Source organism: Haematobacter genomosp. 1 (assembly GCF_002196855.1).
Taxonomy (GTDB): domain Bacteria; phylum Pseudomonadota; class Alphaproteobacteria; order Rhodobacterales; family Rhodobacteraceae; genus Haematobacter.
In genome coordinates this window covers 12,903-27,339 of sequence record NZ_NIPW01000025.1, presented here as the reverse complement: position 1 = coordinate 27,339, position 14,437 = coordinate 12,903, and the positions used below count along the sequence as shown (strand labels likewise).

Below are 14,437 nucleotides of genomic sequence, written 5' to 3'. Positions count from 1 at the left end.
GGTGCAGCCGGTCTTGCTGCGACCGCGGGCGAATGGCCTAGACCTTGGCGGCGTGGCCGGTGTATTCCGGCCCGGATCCCGAGCCGCCTGAGGAAGCCCATATGTCCCGCTACGATCCCTCCGCCAGCGAAGCGAAATGGCAAGCCGCCTGGGCGGAAGCGGATGTGTTTACCGCCAGACACGATCCCGCCCGGCCCAAATACTACGTGCTGGAGATGTTCCCCTATCCTTCGGGACGCATCCACATGGGGCATGTGCGGAACTACACCATGGGCGACGTGGTGGCGCGCTACAAAAGCTCCTCCGGTTTCTCGGTGCTGCATCCCATGGGATGGGACGCCTTCGGCATGCCGGCGGAGAACGCCGCGATGGAGCGGGGTGGCCACCCGAAGGAATGGACCTATTCCAACATCGCCGACATGAAGGCGCAGATGAAGCCGCTCGGCCTCTCCATCGACTGGAGCCGGGAGTTCGCCACCTGCGATCCCGAGTATTACGGCCAGCAACAGGCGCTGTTCCTCGACATGCTGGAGGCGGGGCTGGTCTATCGCAAGTCCGCGCAGGTCAACTGGGATCCGGTGGATATGACCGTGCTGGCCAACGAGCAGGTGATCGACGGCCGCGGCTGGCGCTCCGGCGCGCTGGTGGAGCGGCGGGAGCTGACGCAGTGGTTCTTCCGCATTTCCGATTTCGCGGGCGAGCTGTCGCAGGCGCTGGACGGTCTGGAGAAGTGGCCGGAAAAGGTCCGGCTCATGCAGCGGAACTGGATCGGCGAATCGAAGGGGCTGCGGTTCGCCTTCTCCACCGTCGATGCGCCGGAAGGGCACGACCGGATCGAGGTCTATACCACCCGGCCCGATACGCTGATGGGGGCGAGCTTCGCGGCCATATCGCCGGATCATCCGCTTGCCAAAGCGCTGGAGCGGCATGACCCCGACGTTGCCGCCTTCGTGGAGGACTGCCGACGGATCGGCACGTCCGAGGAGGCGCTGGAGAAGGCCGAGAAGAAGGGCTTCGATACCGGCATCCGCGTGCGGCACCCGTTCGATACCTCTTGGGAACTGCCGGTCTATATCGCGAACTTCGTGCTGATGGACTATGGCAGCGGGGCGATTTTCGGCTGCCCGGCCCATGATGCGCGCGATTTCGAATTCGCCACGAAATACGGACTGCCGATCGAGCCGGTGTTCGAACCGCTGGACGGCGCCGCCGAACTGCCCTTCGTCCCGCCGAAGTCGGAGCCTGTCCGCTACATCCGCGGTTTCGCGGGCGAGGAGGTGCAGACCGGGGAGACCGCCGTCGCTGCCGCCGTCGTCTTCTGCGAGACGAACGGGGTGGGGCAGGGTGTCACCAACTATCGCCTGCGCGACTGGGGCCTGTCGCGGCAGCGCTACTGGGGCTGTCCGATCCCCGTGGTGCATTGCGCGGCCTGCGGTGTCGTGCCGGAGCGGAAGGAAAACCTGCCCGTCCGGCTTCCCGATGACGTCACCTTCGACCAGCCGGGCAACCCGCTGGACCGGCACCCCACTTGGCGGGACGTGTCCTGCCCCTCCTGCGGAGGCCCGGCGAAGCGCGAGACCGACACGATGGATACGTTCGTCGATTCGTCTTGGTATTACGCCCGCTTCACCGCGCCCCGCGCCCCCACGCCGACCGACAAGGCCGAAGCCGATTACTGGATGAATGTGGACCAGTATATCGGCGGTATCGAGCACGCGATCCTGCACCTGCTCTATTCGCGGTTCTTTGCGCGGGCGATGAACATCACCGGCCATCTGCCGGCAAAGGCGGCGGAGCCGTTCGACGCACTGTTCACGCAAGGTATGGTCACCCACGAAATCTACATGACCCGCGATGAGCGGGACCGTCCCGTCTATCACCTGCCCGAGGAGGTGGAGAACGGCCGCCTGAAGGCCACGGGCGAGGCGGTGGAGATCATCCCCTCTGCCAAGATGTCGAAATCCAAGAAGAACGTCGTCGATCCGTTGAGCATCATCGCGGAATTCGGCGCGGATACCGCGCGATGGTTCATCCTGTCCGACAGCCCGCCCGAACGGGATGTGGAATGGACGGCGGCGGGGGCGGAGGCCGCGTTCAAGCATCTGTCGCGGGTCTGGCGTCTGGCTGTGGAAACGGCCTCATCGGAGGCCGCGCCCAATGCGGAGGATGAGGCGCTGATTCGCGCCACCCACCGCGCGATAGACGAAGTGACGCGGACCATCGACGGTTTTGCGTTCAACAAGGCGGTGGCGAAGCTCTACGAACTGACCAATACCCTGTCCCGCTCCGCCGCCGGGGCAGAGGCGAAGCGGCAGGCGATGCGCGTGATGGCGCAGCTCATGTCGCCCATGGTTCCGCATCTCGCGGAGGAGGTCTGGGCGCTGCTCGACGGGGAGGGGATGGTCGTCTCCGCCCCCTGGCCCAAGGCCGATCCCGCCCTGCTGGTGGAGGACAACGTGACCCTGCCCATCCAGATCAACGGCAAGCGGCGGAGCGAGATCACCGTGCCGAAGGACATGCCGCAGGCGGAGGTGGAGAAGCTCGTCCTTGCCGACGAGACGGTGGTGAAGGTGCTGGCCGGCGCCGCGCCCAGGAAATTGATCGTGGTGCCGGGGCGGATCGTCAATGTGGTCGCCTGACCGCCGTTCCTTCCTGCTGGCTGCTCTGGTTCCGCTGGCGGGCTGCGGCTTCGCCCCTGCCTACGGGACAAACGGACGGGCCAATGCGCTTCGGGGCGCGATGCGGGTGGACGATCCGACCGACCCCGAAACCTATGCCTTCCTCGCACGGGTGGAGGAGGTGCTGGGCCCGCCGGAAGCGCCGCGCTATGCTCTTTCCTACCGGATCCGCACGAAAGAATGGGGGGTGAGCATCTCCCGCGATGACCTGACGAGCCGCTACCAGCTTTTCGGCGAAGTGGCTTATTCGGTGAAGGATCTCTCGACCGGAAAACAGGTGCATAGCGGCACCGGCTCCAATTTCGTGGGCTATTCGGGCCTTGGCTCTGCGGTTTCCAGCCGCGCGGCCAAGGTGGATGGCGAGAAGCGCCTGATGCGGCAGCTTGCCGATCAGGTGACGGAGCAGCTCATCGCCACCTATGGGAGCTGGAAGGCGTGAAGTTCTCCGCCCGCGATGCGGCGCGGTTTCTCGCCCGGCCCGATCCCGCCGTGCCGGGTGTGCTGGTCTACGGGACGGATCCGATGCGGGTCGCGCTCCGCCGCAAGGAAATGATCGCAACCCTCATCGGCCCGGAGGGAGAGGCGGAGATGCGCCTGACCCGCATTCCCGGCGGCGATCTGCGCAAGGATCCGGCGCAGGCAGGCGATGCGATGCGGGCGCAGGGCTTCTTCCCCGGTCCCCGCGTCGTTCTGGTGGAGGAGGCGACGGACACTGTCGCCCCCGCCATCACCGCGGCGCTTCAGGACTGGCGGCAGGGAGATGCCCAGCTCGTGGTGACGGCAGGTGCGCTCACACCCCGCTCCGCCCTTCGCAAGCTGTTCGAAGGTCATCCAAAAGCCCCGACCATCGCGCTTTATGACGATCCTCCCAGCCGGGAGGAGATCGAGGCCACGCTGTCGCGCGAGGGGGTGGGCACCATCTCCGCCGAGGCGATGGGGGAACTTCTGCTGCTGGGCCGGGAACTGGAGCCGGGCGATTTCCGGCAACTGGTGGAAAAGCTGGCGCTCTACCATCTGGGCGATGCGGCGCCCGTCAGCCCTGCCGACGTGGCCGCCGTGGCTCCCGTGACGATGGAGGCGGAAACGGACGATCTGCTTCACGCCGTCGCCGAATCGCGGACGGGAGAGATCGGCCCCCTCCTGCAGCGGTTGGAGGGGCAGGGCGTGAACCCGGTGACGCTCTGCATCTCGGCCACCCGGCATTTCCGCGCGCTCCACGCCGCCGCGTCCGACCCGGGTGGTCCCGCTTCCGGGATCTCCCGTGCCCGCCCACCAGTGCCGTTCCGCAGCCGCGAGCGGATGCAGCGGCAGGTGCAGAGCTGGAGCATTCGGCGGCTGGAGGAGGCGATCCGGCTGTTGGTCGATACGGACCTCACGCTCCGCTCCTCGCAGCGCGCACCCGTCATGGCGGTGATGGAACGGGCGTTCCTCCGTCTGTCGGAAATGAACCGCCGCCGCTGACTGTGACCGGCTTGCCCTGACGGGCGAATTCTCACGCGCGCGTGATGGACAATGAACCGTTGCAAGCTAAACCCAAGGGAGTGGTCCTTGGGAGAGCAGCATGACCAGAGATGGAAATTCGGTGCGGAACTCGATCGGCGCGCCGCTGACGCTTCTGGCCGTCGCCGTTACGGCGGGCTTCATGCTGGCCACGCCTGCTACCGCACAGTCGCTGACTTTTGCCGCTGGCTCGACCGCAGATGGGGACGCTGTTTTCCGTCTGGGGTATGTCCGCCCGTGGTCCGGCAGCTATCTGGAGCGCTGGGGTTTCGAGCGGCTGGTCGAGGTGACCGTCGCCAACTGGCAGACCGGCCCGGGAGACGACTCCGTGCAGCTCATCACGCTTGCGCCCGTTTGGCACCGGCCGATCTGGGGCGATCTCGGGGTGGAACTGATGATCGGGTTCGGCTTTTTCAGCGATCAACAGGTCGGCAAGCATGACATGGGCTCTCAGGGCCATTTTCAGACAGGCTTCGGACTCTCCTATCCCGTCGGGCCGGGTTATCTCACGGCGGACATCCGGCATTATTCGAACGCCGGGCTGGCCAAGCCAAATCCGGGGATCGAGGTCTATACGGTCGGCTATTATTACCGGTTCTGACCCTTACGCGGCGCTGAGCCGGGCATAGCGCCCGCCGGAGGCCGCAAGTTCGGCGTGGGTGCCGGTCTCCACCACACGGCCATCCTCCATCACCACGATGCGGTCTGCATGCCGGATGGTCGCCAGACGGTGCGCAATGATGAGGGTCGTGCGCCCTACCGCCAGCGCGTCCAGCGCCATCTGGATCTCGCGCTCCGTCTCGTTGTCGAGGGCGGAGGTCGCCTCGTCCAGAATGAGGATCGGCGGATTCTTCAGGAAGGCGCGCGCGATGGCCACGCGCTGCTTCTGTCCGCCCGAAAGGGTCACGCCCCTTTCGCCCACCACGGTATCCAGCCCGTCCGGCAGACGCTCGATCATCGGGCCCAGCTGCGCCTGCCGGGCGGCCTCGATGATGTCGTTCTCCGTCGCGCCCAGCCGTCCGTAGGCGATGTTCTCGCGCAGGGTGCCGCCGAACAGGAACACGTCCTGCTGGACGATGCCGATCTGACGCCGCAGGCTTTGTAGGGTAAAGGCGTCGATCGGGGTGCCGTCGATGGTGATACGGCCCGATGTCGGTTCATAGAATCGGGGCAGCAGCGCCAGAAGCGTCGTCTTGCCGGCGCCCGAGGGGCCGACGAAGGCGAGCGTCTCGCCCGGACGGACGGAGAGGTTCACGTCGCGGAGCACCGGCCGGTCTTCCCGGTAGGAAAAGTTCACATCCTCGAACCGGATCGCACCGGTGAGTGCGGTGGCAGGGCGCGCGTCGGGCCGGTCGGCCACTTCGGGCTCCGTCTCCAGCAGTTCGAGGTAACGGCGGAAGCCCGCGATGCCGCGCGGATAGGTCTCGATCACCGCGGCGATCTTGTCGAGCGGGCGGAAGAACACGCTGACCAGCAGAAGGAAGGCGACGAAGCCCCCCGTGGAAAGCGACCCGTTGAGCACGAAGCTCGCGCCCGCCACCATCACCACCACCTGAACGAGCCGCATCCCCATGTAGGACAGCGACTGTGATGCGGCCATCACCCTGTAGGCGGACAACTTCGTTTCGCGGTAGTTGGCGTTGTCCTTTGCGAAAAGCGCCTTCTCGTGATCCTCGTTGGCGAAGGCCTGCACGACGCGCATGCCGCCCACGTTCTCTTCCAGCCGGACGTTGAAGTTGCCGACGCGGGAGTAGATCGCCCGCCATGTCGCCGTCATCTTGCCGCCATAGACCATCACGATCAGCACCATCGCCGGAACGATCGCCGCCGTGATGAGGGCGAGCGGCAGGCTGATCCACATCATGAGGATGAAGGCCCCGGCAAAGGTCATCACAGCGATGAACAGATCCTCCGGCCCGTGGTGGGCGACCTCGCCGATCTCCTCCAGATCGCGGGTGACGCGGGCGACGAGCTTGCCCGTCCGCACCTTGTCGAAGAACCCGAATGAGAGTTTCTGGAGATGCTCGAAGGCCCGCCGCCGCATCTCCGTCTCGATGTTGATGCCCAGCATGTGGCCCCAGTAGGTCACCACGACCATCAGCCCGGTATTCACCAGATAGATGACCAGAAGCCCCAGCGCCGCCAGCCAGGTAAAGGACCAGTCCCCCTGCGGCAGAAGTCTGTCGATGAAGCCCTGGACGGCGAGCGGGAATGCAAGCTCCAACATCCCGGACAGCACGGCGCAACCGAAATCGATGCAGAAAAGCAGCTTCCACGGCCGGTAGTAGGAGAAGAACTGTCTGAGCATGTCGCACGTCCTGCTGGGGCTGCGTCTTCATGACGTGTTGCCGAACGGATTTCCACCCCGGAGAGGGCGGCGGCGGAACAGCGAGGGCACGATCCGCGTTATGCGGCGGAAACTCAAGCCGGAGATTACAGATGCCGAGACTGATCCGTACCCTTGCTCTTCTTGGCCTCGGCTATGCCGCCGTGCGCTATCTCTCCTCCTCTTCCCCGGCGACGGAGCCCCAGAGACGCCTGTCCGGCCCGAAGGCGGAGAATCAGCCCCACAGAACCGCCGCCAAGGCGCGGAGTGGCAAGGCCCGCAGCCCCGCTTCGCGCAGGGCCGCCCGATCCTGAGGCCAAAAGGGGGCGGGGCGCCATCCTGACAGCGCGCCCGGCCTTCGCCGGGTGCAGCAGGCGGCGATGGAGCTACATCGACACGAAAGGGCGGTCATCACCGGCGTGCGGGGGCGCATCGTATGCCACTCTTGCGATGCGATACTGCGCACCTATTTCGATGTCTGCCATGTCCGCATCGCGATAGGCATCTCCTGCAAGCGTACGAATGGGCCGGAAGCCGAGAAATATCGTTACAATCGTAATTGGACGGAATCTTGCTCGCGATCGGAACGAAGGTTGTTTGACGCTCCCAGCGTTCCTCCGTCACATCGTGCGGAATATTTCCGCCGACCCGCTGGATGAGAGGTTCGCCGTTGCTACTACGGTGGACCTAGACGCTTGCCGTTTGTGGCGGCAACCGCTGCAACACAGAGGGAATTGAAGGTTCTGCGCGACGCCCCTCGGGCGACAGCATGTGCGCCTCAAGGGCGGGGGTATCTCGTTCCATCTCGATCGGGAAGGCGGCGAAACCTTCTCTTGTTCAAGGGTCGTGCGCTCGTCGGATGCAGCAGGTGGATGATTTGCGCGCGAACTTCCACTGCCGGTATGAGGGCGGCATAGCGCTCGCCGCGGGACGCTATCTTTCCGAAGCGATGGGAGCGGGCGATTTCATCGCCAAGACATCCGAACATGGGTCGGCATGCTTTCGGCCTTTCGTCCGGCAGAGGAGACATCGCCGGGTATCACCATGCCGGCGGGCACCGCTGCTGAAAGGCTGCACAACACGCAAGATAATCCGCAAGAGCCGGAGGTGGTCTGGACCTGACGGCCGCGGGCAGCGCGCAAGCGTCTCTCCCGTTTGCCGAATCGATCAGTGCCGGGGTCGAGCGCTGGCGACGGATGACTTGTTGCATTCCTTTGGACGTGCAGCCGGCAAGCATCCGAAGCAGCGATGAAGGCTTTTCCCGGCCAGAAGGCTTCCGGTCAAAAGCAACCCCTGCCTCACCGATGAGGCGTCTCATCCGTCAGACGGTGGTCTCACCCAGAGCGGAGATGACCATGTTGCGGGCGCGATTGACACGACTTTTGACGGTGCCGACCGTGCAGCCGCAGATCTCGGCAGCCGCCTCGTAGCTCTCTCCCATCATCACGACAAGGATCAGGGTATCGCGGTAATGAACGGGCAGGCCGCGGACGATTTCCATCAGCTCGCCGCCGCGAACGTTCCATTCCTGCGTGGGCTGAGAGATCAGATCGCCCGAGACGCAATCTTCCGCACCCGTCGTCTCTCGCCCCTGGGTTCGGATACGAGAATAGAACGTATTGCGCATGATTGTGAAGAGCCAGGCCCGCAGCCGGGTGCCAGGGGCAAACTTGTCGAGATTGGCCAACGCTTTCAACAGCGTTTCCTGCACCAGATCATCGGCGTCGGTCGTGTCCCGGCACAGTGACCATGCGAAAGCGCGGAGCGCAGGGATCAGCGCCACCACGTCGGTCCGCACCTCATCGCGGGAAGAAGTTGTCATCATCCGGGACCGTCCTTGAATCCGGTGATCGGCAGCGTAGGATAACCCGGCGGAGCGCTGACGGTTCCGGGTAATGACAGGAGATTTGAGCATGGTCGAGAAACCTCTGGATGACGCGGCGGCGCGCACGGAGGAGGAACTCGCACGGCTCCTGTCGGACATATCGGCGGAACTCAGGCTTCACGATGTTCCCGAACGGCTGCGGATGTTGGCGCTCGAACTCGACGCGGCGCTCGCCCGGCGGCGGGAGGGGGTCGCTCCTGCCCGCACGACACCGGAAACCGACGCCACGGATCGCTGAGGGAGAGCCGTCCGACGGCTGTTTCCGCCCGCGTCGCCCTGCTGTCGAAAAGCGTCGAATTTCGGCCATTCGCGCCTGTGTTTCATGGCATTCTGCAGCCATCCCCGCACGCCGGTTCCACATCGCGGGAAGACAGCAACCCATCCGCCATTTCGCGGTCCGCAGGACGCTACGATGACCCTACAGAGCACGATTGCCGCGCTGCTTGCCCGCCAGAAGCCGGGTTTCAGTCTGGATCAGGCCTTTTATCGCGATGACGACATCTACCGGCTGGATCTGGAGGAATTCTGGTATCGCGACTGGCTGTTCGTCGGCCATGATTGCGAAATCGCCCAGCCGGGCAGTTTCTTTACCGTGCAGGTCGGCGATTACTCGGTGATCGTGGTGCGCGGGCGCGATGGCGCGATCCGGGCCTTTCACAACGTCTGCCGCCATCGGGGCTCCCGTATCTGCCTTACGGAAAAGGGGCGTACGTCGCGGCTCGTCTGTCCCTACCACCAGTGGACGTTCGATCTCGACGGGCAACTGCTTTTCGCACGGCAGATGGGAGAGGAGTTCGATCCCAAGCCCTACGGTCTGAAGCCCGTGGCCTGCGAAAGCGCGGCCGGCTACGTCTGGATCAGTCTCGCCAGCGCGCCTGCCGACTTCGCTCCGCAGCGACGGCGGATGGAGACCTATTTCGGCGCCCACAATCTGAAGGAGGCGAAGGTCGCATTTGAATCGACCATCGTCGAGAACGGGAACTGGAAACTGGTCTGGGAGAACAACCGCGAGTGCTATCATTGCGCGGCCAACCATCCCGACCTGTGCAAGACCTATCCCGAGGCGCCCTCGGTCACCGGGGTGGACGGGGCGGGGAGCGATCCCGAGATCGCAGCCCATTGGGCCGCCTGCGAGGAAAGGGGCCTCGCCTCGCGCTTCGACATGGAGCCGGACGGCCAGGCGCGCGCCGTTCGGGTGCCGCTGCTCCGGGATGCCGAGAGCTATACGATGACCGGGCGGCGCGCCGTGGGGCGCAAGATCTCGGACGGTTTCCCGGGCGAGGAGGGGATCGGGGCGTTGCTGCTGTTCCATTACCCGAGCACATGGAACCACGTTCTGATCGACCACGCCATCTCCTTCCGGGTGCTGCCGATTTCCGCGACCCAGACGCAGGTGACGACGAAATGGCTCGTCCACAAGGATGCGGTCGAGGGGGTGGACTATGATCTGGAGAAGCTGACCGAGGTCTGGATCCACACCAATGACGAGGATCGCCGGATCGTGGAGGACAATGCCCGCGGCATCGCCTCGCCCGCCTATCAGCCGGGGCCCTATTCGGAGATCCACGAAGGCGGCGTGATGCAGTTCGTGGAATGGTATTGCGAGACCCTGAAGCGCCGTCTTGGCCCCGACAGTCAGGCACGGATCGCCGCGGAATGATCGTTCAGACCTTGCCCCAGCCGCTCCCTTGGAACGCGCTGGAGGAGCCGCTGCGGTGCGTGGGTGTCCGCGCCGAAACGGCGGATGTGCGAACCTTCACCTTTCGTCCGCCGCCGGGGCGCTGGTGTGCCTATCGGCCGGGACAGTTCGTCACGGTCGAACTGCCGACGGCGGAGGGGCCGGTGCTCAGGAGCTATACGCTCTCCTCCTCCCCCTCGCGGCCGTTTTCCGTCTCGATCACGGCCAAGCTGAAGGCGGGGAGCGTCGCGACGCAATGGATGTTCGACAACCTCGCCCCCGGATTCGGGCTGAAATTCACCCAGCCGATGGGCAACTTCCACCTGCCCGATCCGCTGGTCGGGCCGTTACTGCTGATTTCGGCGGGATCGGGCGCGACGCCCTGCATGTCCATGCTCCGCTGGGTTGCGGACTGCGCACCGGGCCTGAAGGTCACGTATGTTCATGCGGCGCGTTCTGCCGATGACATCCTGTTCCGGCGGGAACTCGAGCTGCTGGCGGGGCAGATGCCGGGCCTTCGGCTTTTGTTCATTCTTGGCCGAGAAGCCGAGGGGGAGAGTCTGATCGCCGGGCGGCTGGATGCGGAGCTGCTGCGGCGGCTGGTGCCGGAACGGCTGGAGCGGCAGGTCTATTGCTGTGGGCCGCAGGGCTTCATGGAGGCGATGCAGGCGGCGCTGCTCGCGGACGGGCTGGCCACGGAAGCCTGGCATCAGGAAAGTTTCGGGCCAGCCAGCGGCGGACTGCTGCTGCCGGAAGCCCCCGCGGTGTCGGAAGGCGCGGTCGTGCGGTTCGCGCGCTCAGGCGTGGAAGTGCCGGTAGGGGCCGGACAGACGATCCTGCAAATGGCGCAAGCGGCGGGAATTGCTGCCCCCTTTGCCTGCGGCATGGGTGTCTGCGGCACCTGCAAGGTCCGGGCGCGCGGCAGTGTGGAGATGCACCATCAGGGCGGCATCTTCGAGGATGAGGTGGAGGATGGCTTCATCCTGGCCTGCTGCTCCCGCCCGCTCGCGAGTGTCGAGGTCGATCTGTAAAAGCGGACGGCGCTGACGCGCCGAAGCGACAAGCCCGCGCGCCGCCTTTGGCAGCGCACGGGCGGTTGGTCAGCCCTTCAGCGCCTTCGCATGCCAGGCGATGTGGTCGCCCATGAAGGTCGAGATGAAGTAGTAGCTGTGGTCGTAGCCATCCTGAAGGCGCAGTTCCACCGGATGGCCCGCAGCCTTGCAGGCTTCGACCAGGCGCTCCGGCTGGAGTTCGCGAACAAGGAACTCATCCGCTCCACCCTGATCGATCAGAAGGGGCAGACGTTCTTTCAGGCCGGGAATCAGGCGCACCGCATCCCATTCCGCCCACGCGCCCCGATCGGGACCGAGATAAGCGGTGAGCGCCTTCTCTCCCCAAGGCACGTCGGAGGGGCCGACGATCGGGGAGAAAGCCGACACGGACCGGTAGCGGCCCGGATTGCGGAAGGCGGTGACCAACGCCCCGTGTCCGCCCATGGAGTGACCCATGATCGAACGCCGGTCGGACACCGGGAAGGCCCCCTCCACCAGAGCGGGGAGTTCCTCGGCGATATAATCGGCCATCCGGTAGTTGGCCGCCCAGGGTTGCTGGGTCGCATTCAGGTAGAATCCGGCGCCCTTGCCGAGATCGTAGCCAGAATCATCCGCGACATCGTCACCCCTTGGGCTGGTGTCGGGATTGACGAGAATCACCCCGTGTTCCGTCGCGTAGCGCTGGGCGGCGGCCTTGGTGATGAAGTTCTGTTCCGTGCAGGTGAGGCCGGAGAGCCAGTAGATCACCGGCAGCGGGCCCTTTGCCGCCTGGGGCGGCAGAAAGACACCGAAGGTCATCGGTGTCCCGGTGGCCTGGCTCTCATGGCGCCAGACCTCCTGTTGACCGCCGAAACAGGCGTGCGATTCGAGGCGTTCCATATCTCGGCTCAATAATGGATGACGCTGCGGATCGACTTGCCTTCATGCATCAGGTCGAAGGCGGTGTTGATCTCGTCCAGCGGCATGGTGTGGGTGACGAAGGGGGCGAGTTCGATCGCACCCGACATCGCATCTTCCACCATGCCCGGCAGTTGTGTGCGGCCCTTGACCCCGCCGAAGGCCGTGCCCAGCCAACGGCGCCCGGTGACGAGCTGGAACGGGCGGGTGGAAATCTCCTGCCCCGCGCCGGCCACACCGATGACCACCGACTGGCCCCAGCCGCGATGCGCGCATTCCAGCGCGGCCCGCATCACATTGACATTGCCGATGCATTCGAACGAGTGGTCCACCCCCCAACCGGTCATCTCCACGATGACCTGCTGGACGGGCTTGTCGTGATCCTTCGGGTTGATGAAGTCGGTCGCACCGAACTGCTTGGCAAGTTCGAACTTGGAGGGGTTCATATCGACCGCGATGATGCGCCCGGCCTTCGCCTGCCGCGCACCCTGGATCACCGCAAGACCGATCCCGCCGAGACCGAAAACCGCCACGCTGTCGCCCGGCTGCACCTTCGCGGTGTTGTGCACGGCCCCGATCCCGGTCGTCACACCGCAACCCAGAAGACAGACATGCTCCGGGTTCGCTTCCGGGTTGATCTTGGCGAGAGATACCTCCGCCACCACGGTGTATTCGGAGAAGGTCGAGCAGCCCATGTAGTGATAGAGCGGCTCGCCATTGTAGGAGAACCGGGTCGTGCCGTCGGGCATCACGCCCTTGCCCTGCGTCGCGCGGACGGCGATGCACAGGTTGCTCTTGCCGGATTTGCAGAACAGACACTCACCGCATTCGGCGGTGTAGAGCGGGATCACGTGATCCCCCGGCGCGACGGACGTCACGCCTTCGCCGACTTCAACCACGATGCCCGCGCCTTCATGCCCCAGCACGCAGGGGAACAGCCCTTCCGGGTCATCGCCCGACAGGGTGAAGGCGTCGGTGTGGCAGACACCGGTATGGGTGATCTTGATCAGAACCTCTCCCGCCTTCGGCGGATCGACGTCGATCTCGACGATTTCGAGCGGCTTTCCCGGACCGAAGGCAACGGCGGCGCGCGATTTCATGGGTCTCTCCTCCACGCTTCACTTGAGATAGGACCGGACGAGCGCGATTGCGGTCTCGATCCTTGGATTGGGTTCGGCGGGGGTAGCCAGTTCCTCGCGCAGATGGCTTTCCAGAACGCTGCCCATCAATCCGTTGACCGCACCCCTTACAGCCGCGAGCTGTTGCAGGATCGGTTCGCACTGGGCCTCGCCTTCAAGCGATCTTTCAAGAGCTTCGATCTGGCCGCGGATGCGGCGGACACGGATCAGCGCCTGTTGCTTTTCGCGCGGGTCGTTGGGCATCCCCCTCCTCCGATACTGGGGGGGAGTATATTCCTCCCCCACTGGCGCGCAAGGAGCGAAAAGGCCCGCCGGGGGGGCGGGCCTTCGGAAGAAAGTAGGAGATCAGGGCCAGCGGGCGAGCGGCGGCAGGCTCATCAGCACTGCTTCCGGGTCATGCGCCGTGGCCAGACCGAACTTTGTGCCGCGGTCATAGACAAGGTTGTATTCCGCATAGAGGCCGCGGTGGATGAGCTGCGCCTCCCGCTCCGCCTCTCCGTAGGGGGCACGACTGCGCTTTTCCGCCAGCGGCAGGAAGGCAGGCAGGAAGGCACGGCCCACATCCTGAGTGAAGGCGAAGTCTGCCTCCCAGTCGCTGGTGTTCAGATCGTCGAAGAAGATGCCGCCGACCCCCCGCGCACGCTTGCGGTGCGGAATGTAGAAATACTCGTCGGCCCATGCCTTGAACCGGGTATAGAAATCCGGCCCATGCAGGTCGCAGGCGGTCTTGAGCATGGCGTGGAAATGCGCGGTGTCCTCGGCGAACTCGATACAGGGATTGAGGTCGGCGCCTCCGCCGAACCACCATGTATGCGGCGTCCAGAACATGCGCGTATTCATGTGGACCGCCGGGGCGAGCGGATTGCGCATATGGGCGACGAGGCTGATGCCGGAGGCCCAGAACCGCGGATCCTCCGCCATGCCCGGAACGCCCCGCGCCGCCATCGCCGCCTGCGCGGCCGGGGCGAGCGTGCCGTGGACGGCCGAGACGTTGACGCCTACCTTCTCGAAGACCCGCCCCTCACGCATGACGGACATGAGGCCGCCGCCGCCGTTCCCGCCGCCCCGCTGGGTTTCACGCAGTTCGAAACGTCCGGGCGGGCGGTCGGAGGGAAGCGTGTCCTCCAGCGTCTCGAAAGCGGTGCAGATCTGATCCCTGAGCGTTCGGAACCATGCCGCCGCCCGCGTCTTGCGTTCGTCGAAATTGATATCCATGACGATCCTGCCTTTCGGGAACCCAATAGCTCTCCGCCGGACGATGGCCAAGCCGAGTCTGGCTTTC

Annotated in this window: 14 protein-coding genes; 8 read left to right on the top strand and 6 right to left on the bottom strand. The window is 65.0% G+C overall.

The features are described from left to right. Positions 1–101: 101 nt before the first annotated feature. The 4 genes from leuS to CDV49_RS13120 all read left to right on the top strand — a co-directional run bounded on the left by leuS (position 102) and on the right by CDV49_RS13120 (position 4,779). Complete coding sequence (gene leuS, locus CDV49_RS13135) at positions 102–2,639, top strand: leucine--tRNA ligase (RefSeq protein WP_088215887.1); 2,538 nt, start codon at positions 102–104, stop codon at positions 2,637–2,639. Continuing rightward, complete coding sequence (locus CDV49_RS13130; protein WP_088215886.1) at positions 2,626–3,117, top strand: hypothetical protein; 492 nt, start codon at positions 2,626–2,628, stop codon at positions 3,115–3,117. The genes leuS and CDV49_RS13130 overlap by 14 nt, the downstream gene beginning before the upstream one ends. Continuing rightward, positions 3,114–4,139, top strand: coding sequence for a DNA polymerase III subunit delta (gene holA / locus CDV49_RS13125; protein WP_088215885.1), 1,026 nt, complete (start codon positions 3,114–3,116; stop codon positions 4,137–4,139). The genes CDV49_RS13130 and holA overlap by 4 nt, the downstream gene beginning before the upstream one ends. Before the next feature lie 100 nt (positions 4,140–4,239). Beyond that, positions 4,240–4,779 (top strand): acyloxyacyl hydrolase, encoded by a 540-nt coding sequence (locus CDV49_RS13120; RefSeq protein ID WP_088215884.1) that lies wholly within the window; start codon positions 4,240–4,242, stop codon positions 4,777–4,779. 3 nt (positions 4,780–4,782) lie between these two features. On the opposite strand, the gene CDV49_RS13115 is transcribed toward CDV49_RS13120, so the two are convergent. After that, complete coding sequence (locus CDV49_RS13115) at positions 4,783–6,486, bottom strand: ABC transporter ATP-binding protein (RefSeq protein ID WP_088215883.1); 1,704 nt, start codon at positions 6,484–6,486, stop codon at positions 4,783–4,785. Between the two features lie 131 nt (positions 6,487–6,617). Between CDV49_RS13115 and CDV49_RS20260 the strand changes: the two genes are divergently transcribed. Beyond that, complete coding sequence (locus CDV49_RS20260) at positions 6,618–6,818, top strand: hypothetical protein (protein ID WP_143413172.1); 201 nt, start codon at positions 6,618–6,620, stop codon at positions 6,816–6,818. A 1,007-nt stretch (positions 6,819–7,825) separates the two neighbouring features. Here the strand turns inward: CDV49_RS20260 and CDV49_RS13110 are convergent. Beyond that, positions 7,826–8,326, bottom strand: a complete 501-nt coding sequence (locus tag CDV49_RS13110) for a sigma-70 family RNA polymerase sigma factor (RefSeq protein ID WP_373447804.1) — start codon at positions 8,324–8,326, stop codon at positions 7,826–7,828. Between the two features lie 91 nt (positions 8,327–8,417). Here CDV49_RS13110 and CDV49_RS13105 point away from each other — a divergent pair, with 91 nt between their 5' ends. The 3 genes from CDV49_RS13105 to CDV49_RS13095 all read left to right on the top strand — a co-directional run bounded on the left by CDV49_RS13105 (position 8,418) and on the right by CDV49_RS13095 (position 11,098). Then, positions 8,418–8,627, top strand: a complete 210-nt coding sequence (locus CDV49_RS13105) for a hypothetical protein (RefSeq protein ID WP_088215881.1) — start codon at positions 8,418–8,420, stop codon at positions 8,625–8,627. Positions 8,628–8,801: 174 nt separating this feature from the next. Continuing rightward, on the top strand, positions 8,802–10,049 hold the full coding sequence (locus tag CDV49_RS13100) for an aromatic ring-hydroxylating oxygenase subunit alpha (RefSeq protein ID WP_088215880.1): 1,248 nt from the start codon (positions 8,802–8,804) through the stop codon (positions 10,047–10,049). Further along, the gene (locus CDV49_RS13095; RefSeq protein WP_179209203.1) at positions 10,046–11,098 is read left to right on the top strand and encodes a hybrid-cluster NAD(P)-dependent oxidoreductase; all 1,053 of its coding nucleotides are present in this window, start codon (positions 10,046–10,048) and stop codon (positions 11,096–11,098) included. Before CDV49_RS13100 ends, CDV49_RS13095 begins: the two co-directional genes overlap by 4 nt. 69 nt (positions 11,099–11,167) lie before the next feature. Here CDV49_RS13095 and fghA read toward each other — a convergent pair whose 3' ends face one another. The 4 genes from fghA to hemF form a co-directional block, all read right to left on the bottom strand. Further along, positions 11,168–11,998, bottom strand: a complete 831-nt coding sequence (gene fghA, locus CDV49_RS13090) for an S-formylglutathione hydrolase (RefSeq protein WP_088215878.1) — start codon at positions 11,996–11,998, stop codon at positions 11,168–11,170. Between the two features lie 8 nt (positions 11,999–12,006). After that, on the bottom strand, positions 12,007–13,116 hold the full coding sequence (locus tag CDV49_RS13085) for an S-(hydroxymethyl)glutathione dehydrogenase/class III alcohol dehydrogenase (protein WP_088215877.1): 1,110 nt from the start codon (positions 13,114–13,116) through the stop codon (positions 12,007–12,009). An 18-nt stretch (positions 13,117–13,134) separates the two neighbouring features. After that, positions 13,135–13,398: a metal/formaldehyde-sensitive transcriptional repressor gene (locus tag CDV49_RS13080; RefSeq protein ID WP_035743314.1), complete on the bottom strand. Its 264-nt coding sequence runs from the start codon at positions 13,396–13,398 to the stop codon at positions 13,135–13,137. 102 nt (positions 13,399–13,500) lie between these two features. Beyond that, the gene (hemF, locus tag CDV49_RS13075) at positions 13,501–14,370 is read right to left on the bottom strand and encodes an oxygen-dependent coproporphyrinogen oxidase (RefSeq protein WP_088215876.1); all 870 of its coding nucleotides are present in this window, start codon (positions 14,368–14,370) and stop codon (positions 13,501–13,503) included. Between the last annotated feature and the right edge of the window lie 67 nt (positions 14,371–14,437).

Excerpts from the sequence above, each read along its gene's own strand:
- CDV49_RS13105 (WP_088215881.1), top strand. The coding sequence starts at position 8,418 with ATGGTCGAGAAACCTCTGGATGACGCGGCGGCGCGCACGGAGGAGGAA.
- CDV49_RS13080 (WP_035743314.1), bottom strand. The coding sequence starts at position 13,398 with ATGCCCAACGACCCGCGCGAAAAGCAACAGGCGCTGATCCGTGTCCGC.
- fghA (WP_088215878.1), bottom strand. The coding sequence starts at position 11,998 with ATGGAACGCCTCGAATCGCACGCCTGTTTCGGCGGTCAACAGGAGGTC.
- CDV49_RS20260 (WP_143413172.1), top strand. The coding sequence starts at position 6,618 with ATGCCGAGACTGATCCGTACCCTTGCTCTTCTTGGCCTCGGCTATGCC.
- CDV49_RS13115 (WP_088215883.1), bottom strand. The coding sequence starts at position 6,486 with ATGCTCAGACAGTTCTTCTCCTACTACCGGCCGTGGAAGCTGCTTTTC.
- CDV49_RS13120 (WP_088215884.1), top strand. The coding sequence starts at position 4,240 with ATGACCAGAGATGGAAATTCGGTGCGGAACTCGATCGGCGCGCCGCTG.
- leuS (WP_088215887.1), top strand. The coding sequence starts at position 102 with ATGTCCCGCTACGATCCCTCCGCCAGCGAAGCGAAATGGCAAGCCGCC.
- CDV49_RS13095 (WP_179209203.1), top strand. The coding sequence starts at position 10,046 with ATGATCGTTCAGACCTTGCCCCAGCCGCTCCCTTGGAACGCGCTGGAG.
- CDV49_RS13100 (WP_088215880.1), top strand. The coding sequence starts at position 8,802 with ATGACCCTACAGAGCACGATTGCCGCGCTGCTTGCCCGCCAGAAGCCG.
- hemF (WP_088215876.1), bottom strand. The coding sequence starts at position 14,370 with ATGGATATCAATTTCGACGAACGCAAGACGCGGGCGGCGGCATGGTTC.
- CDV49_RS13130 (WP_088215886.1), top strand. The coding sequence starts at position 2,626 with ATGTGGTCGCCTGACCGCCGTTCCTTCCTGCTGGCTGCTCTGGTTCCG.
- CDV49_RS13110 (WP_373447804.1), bottom strand. The coding sequence starts at position 8,326 with ATGACAACTTCTTCCCGCGATGAGGTGCGGACCGACGTGGTGGCGCTG.
- CDV49_RS13085 (WP_088215877.1), bottom strand. The coding sequence starts at position 13,116 with ATGAAATCGCGCGCCGCCGTTGCCTTCGGTCCGGGAAAGCCGCTCGAA.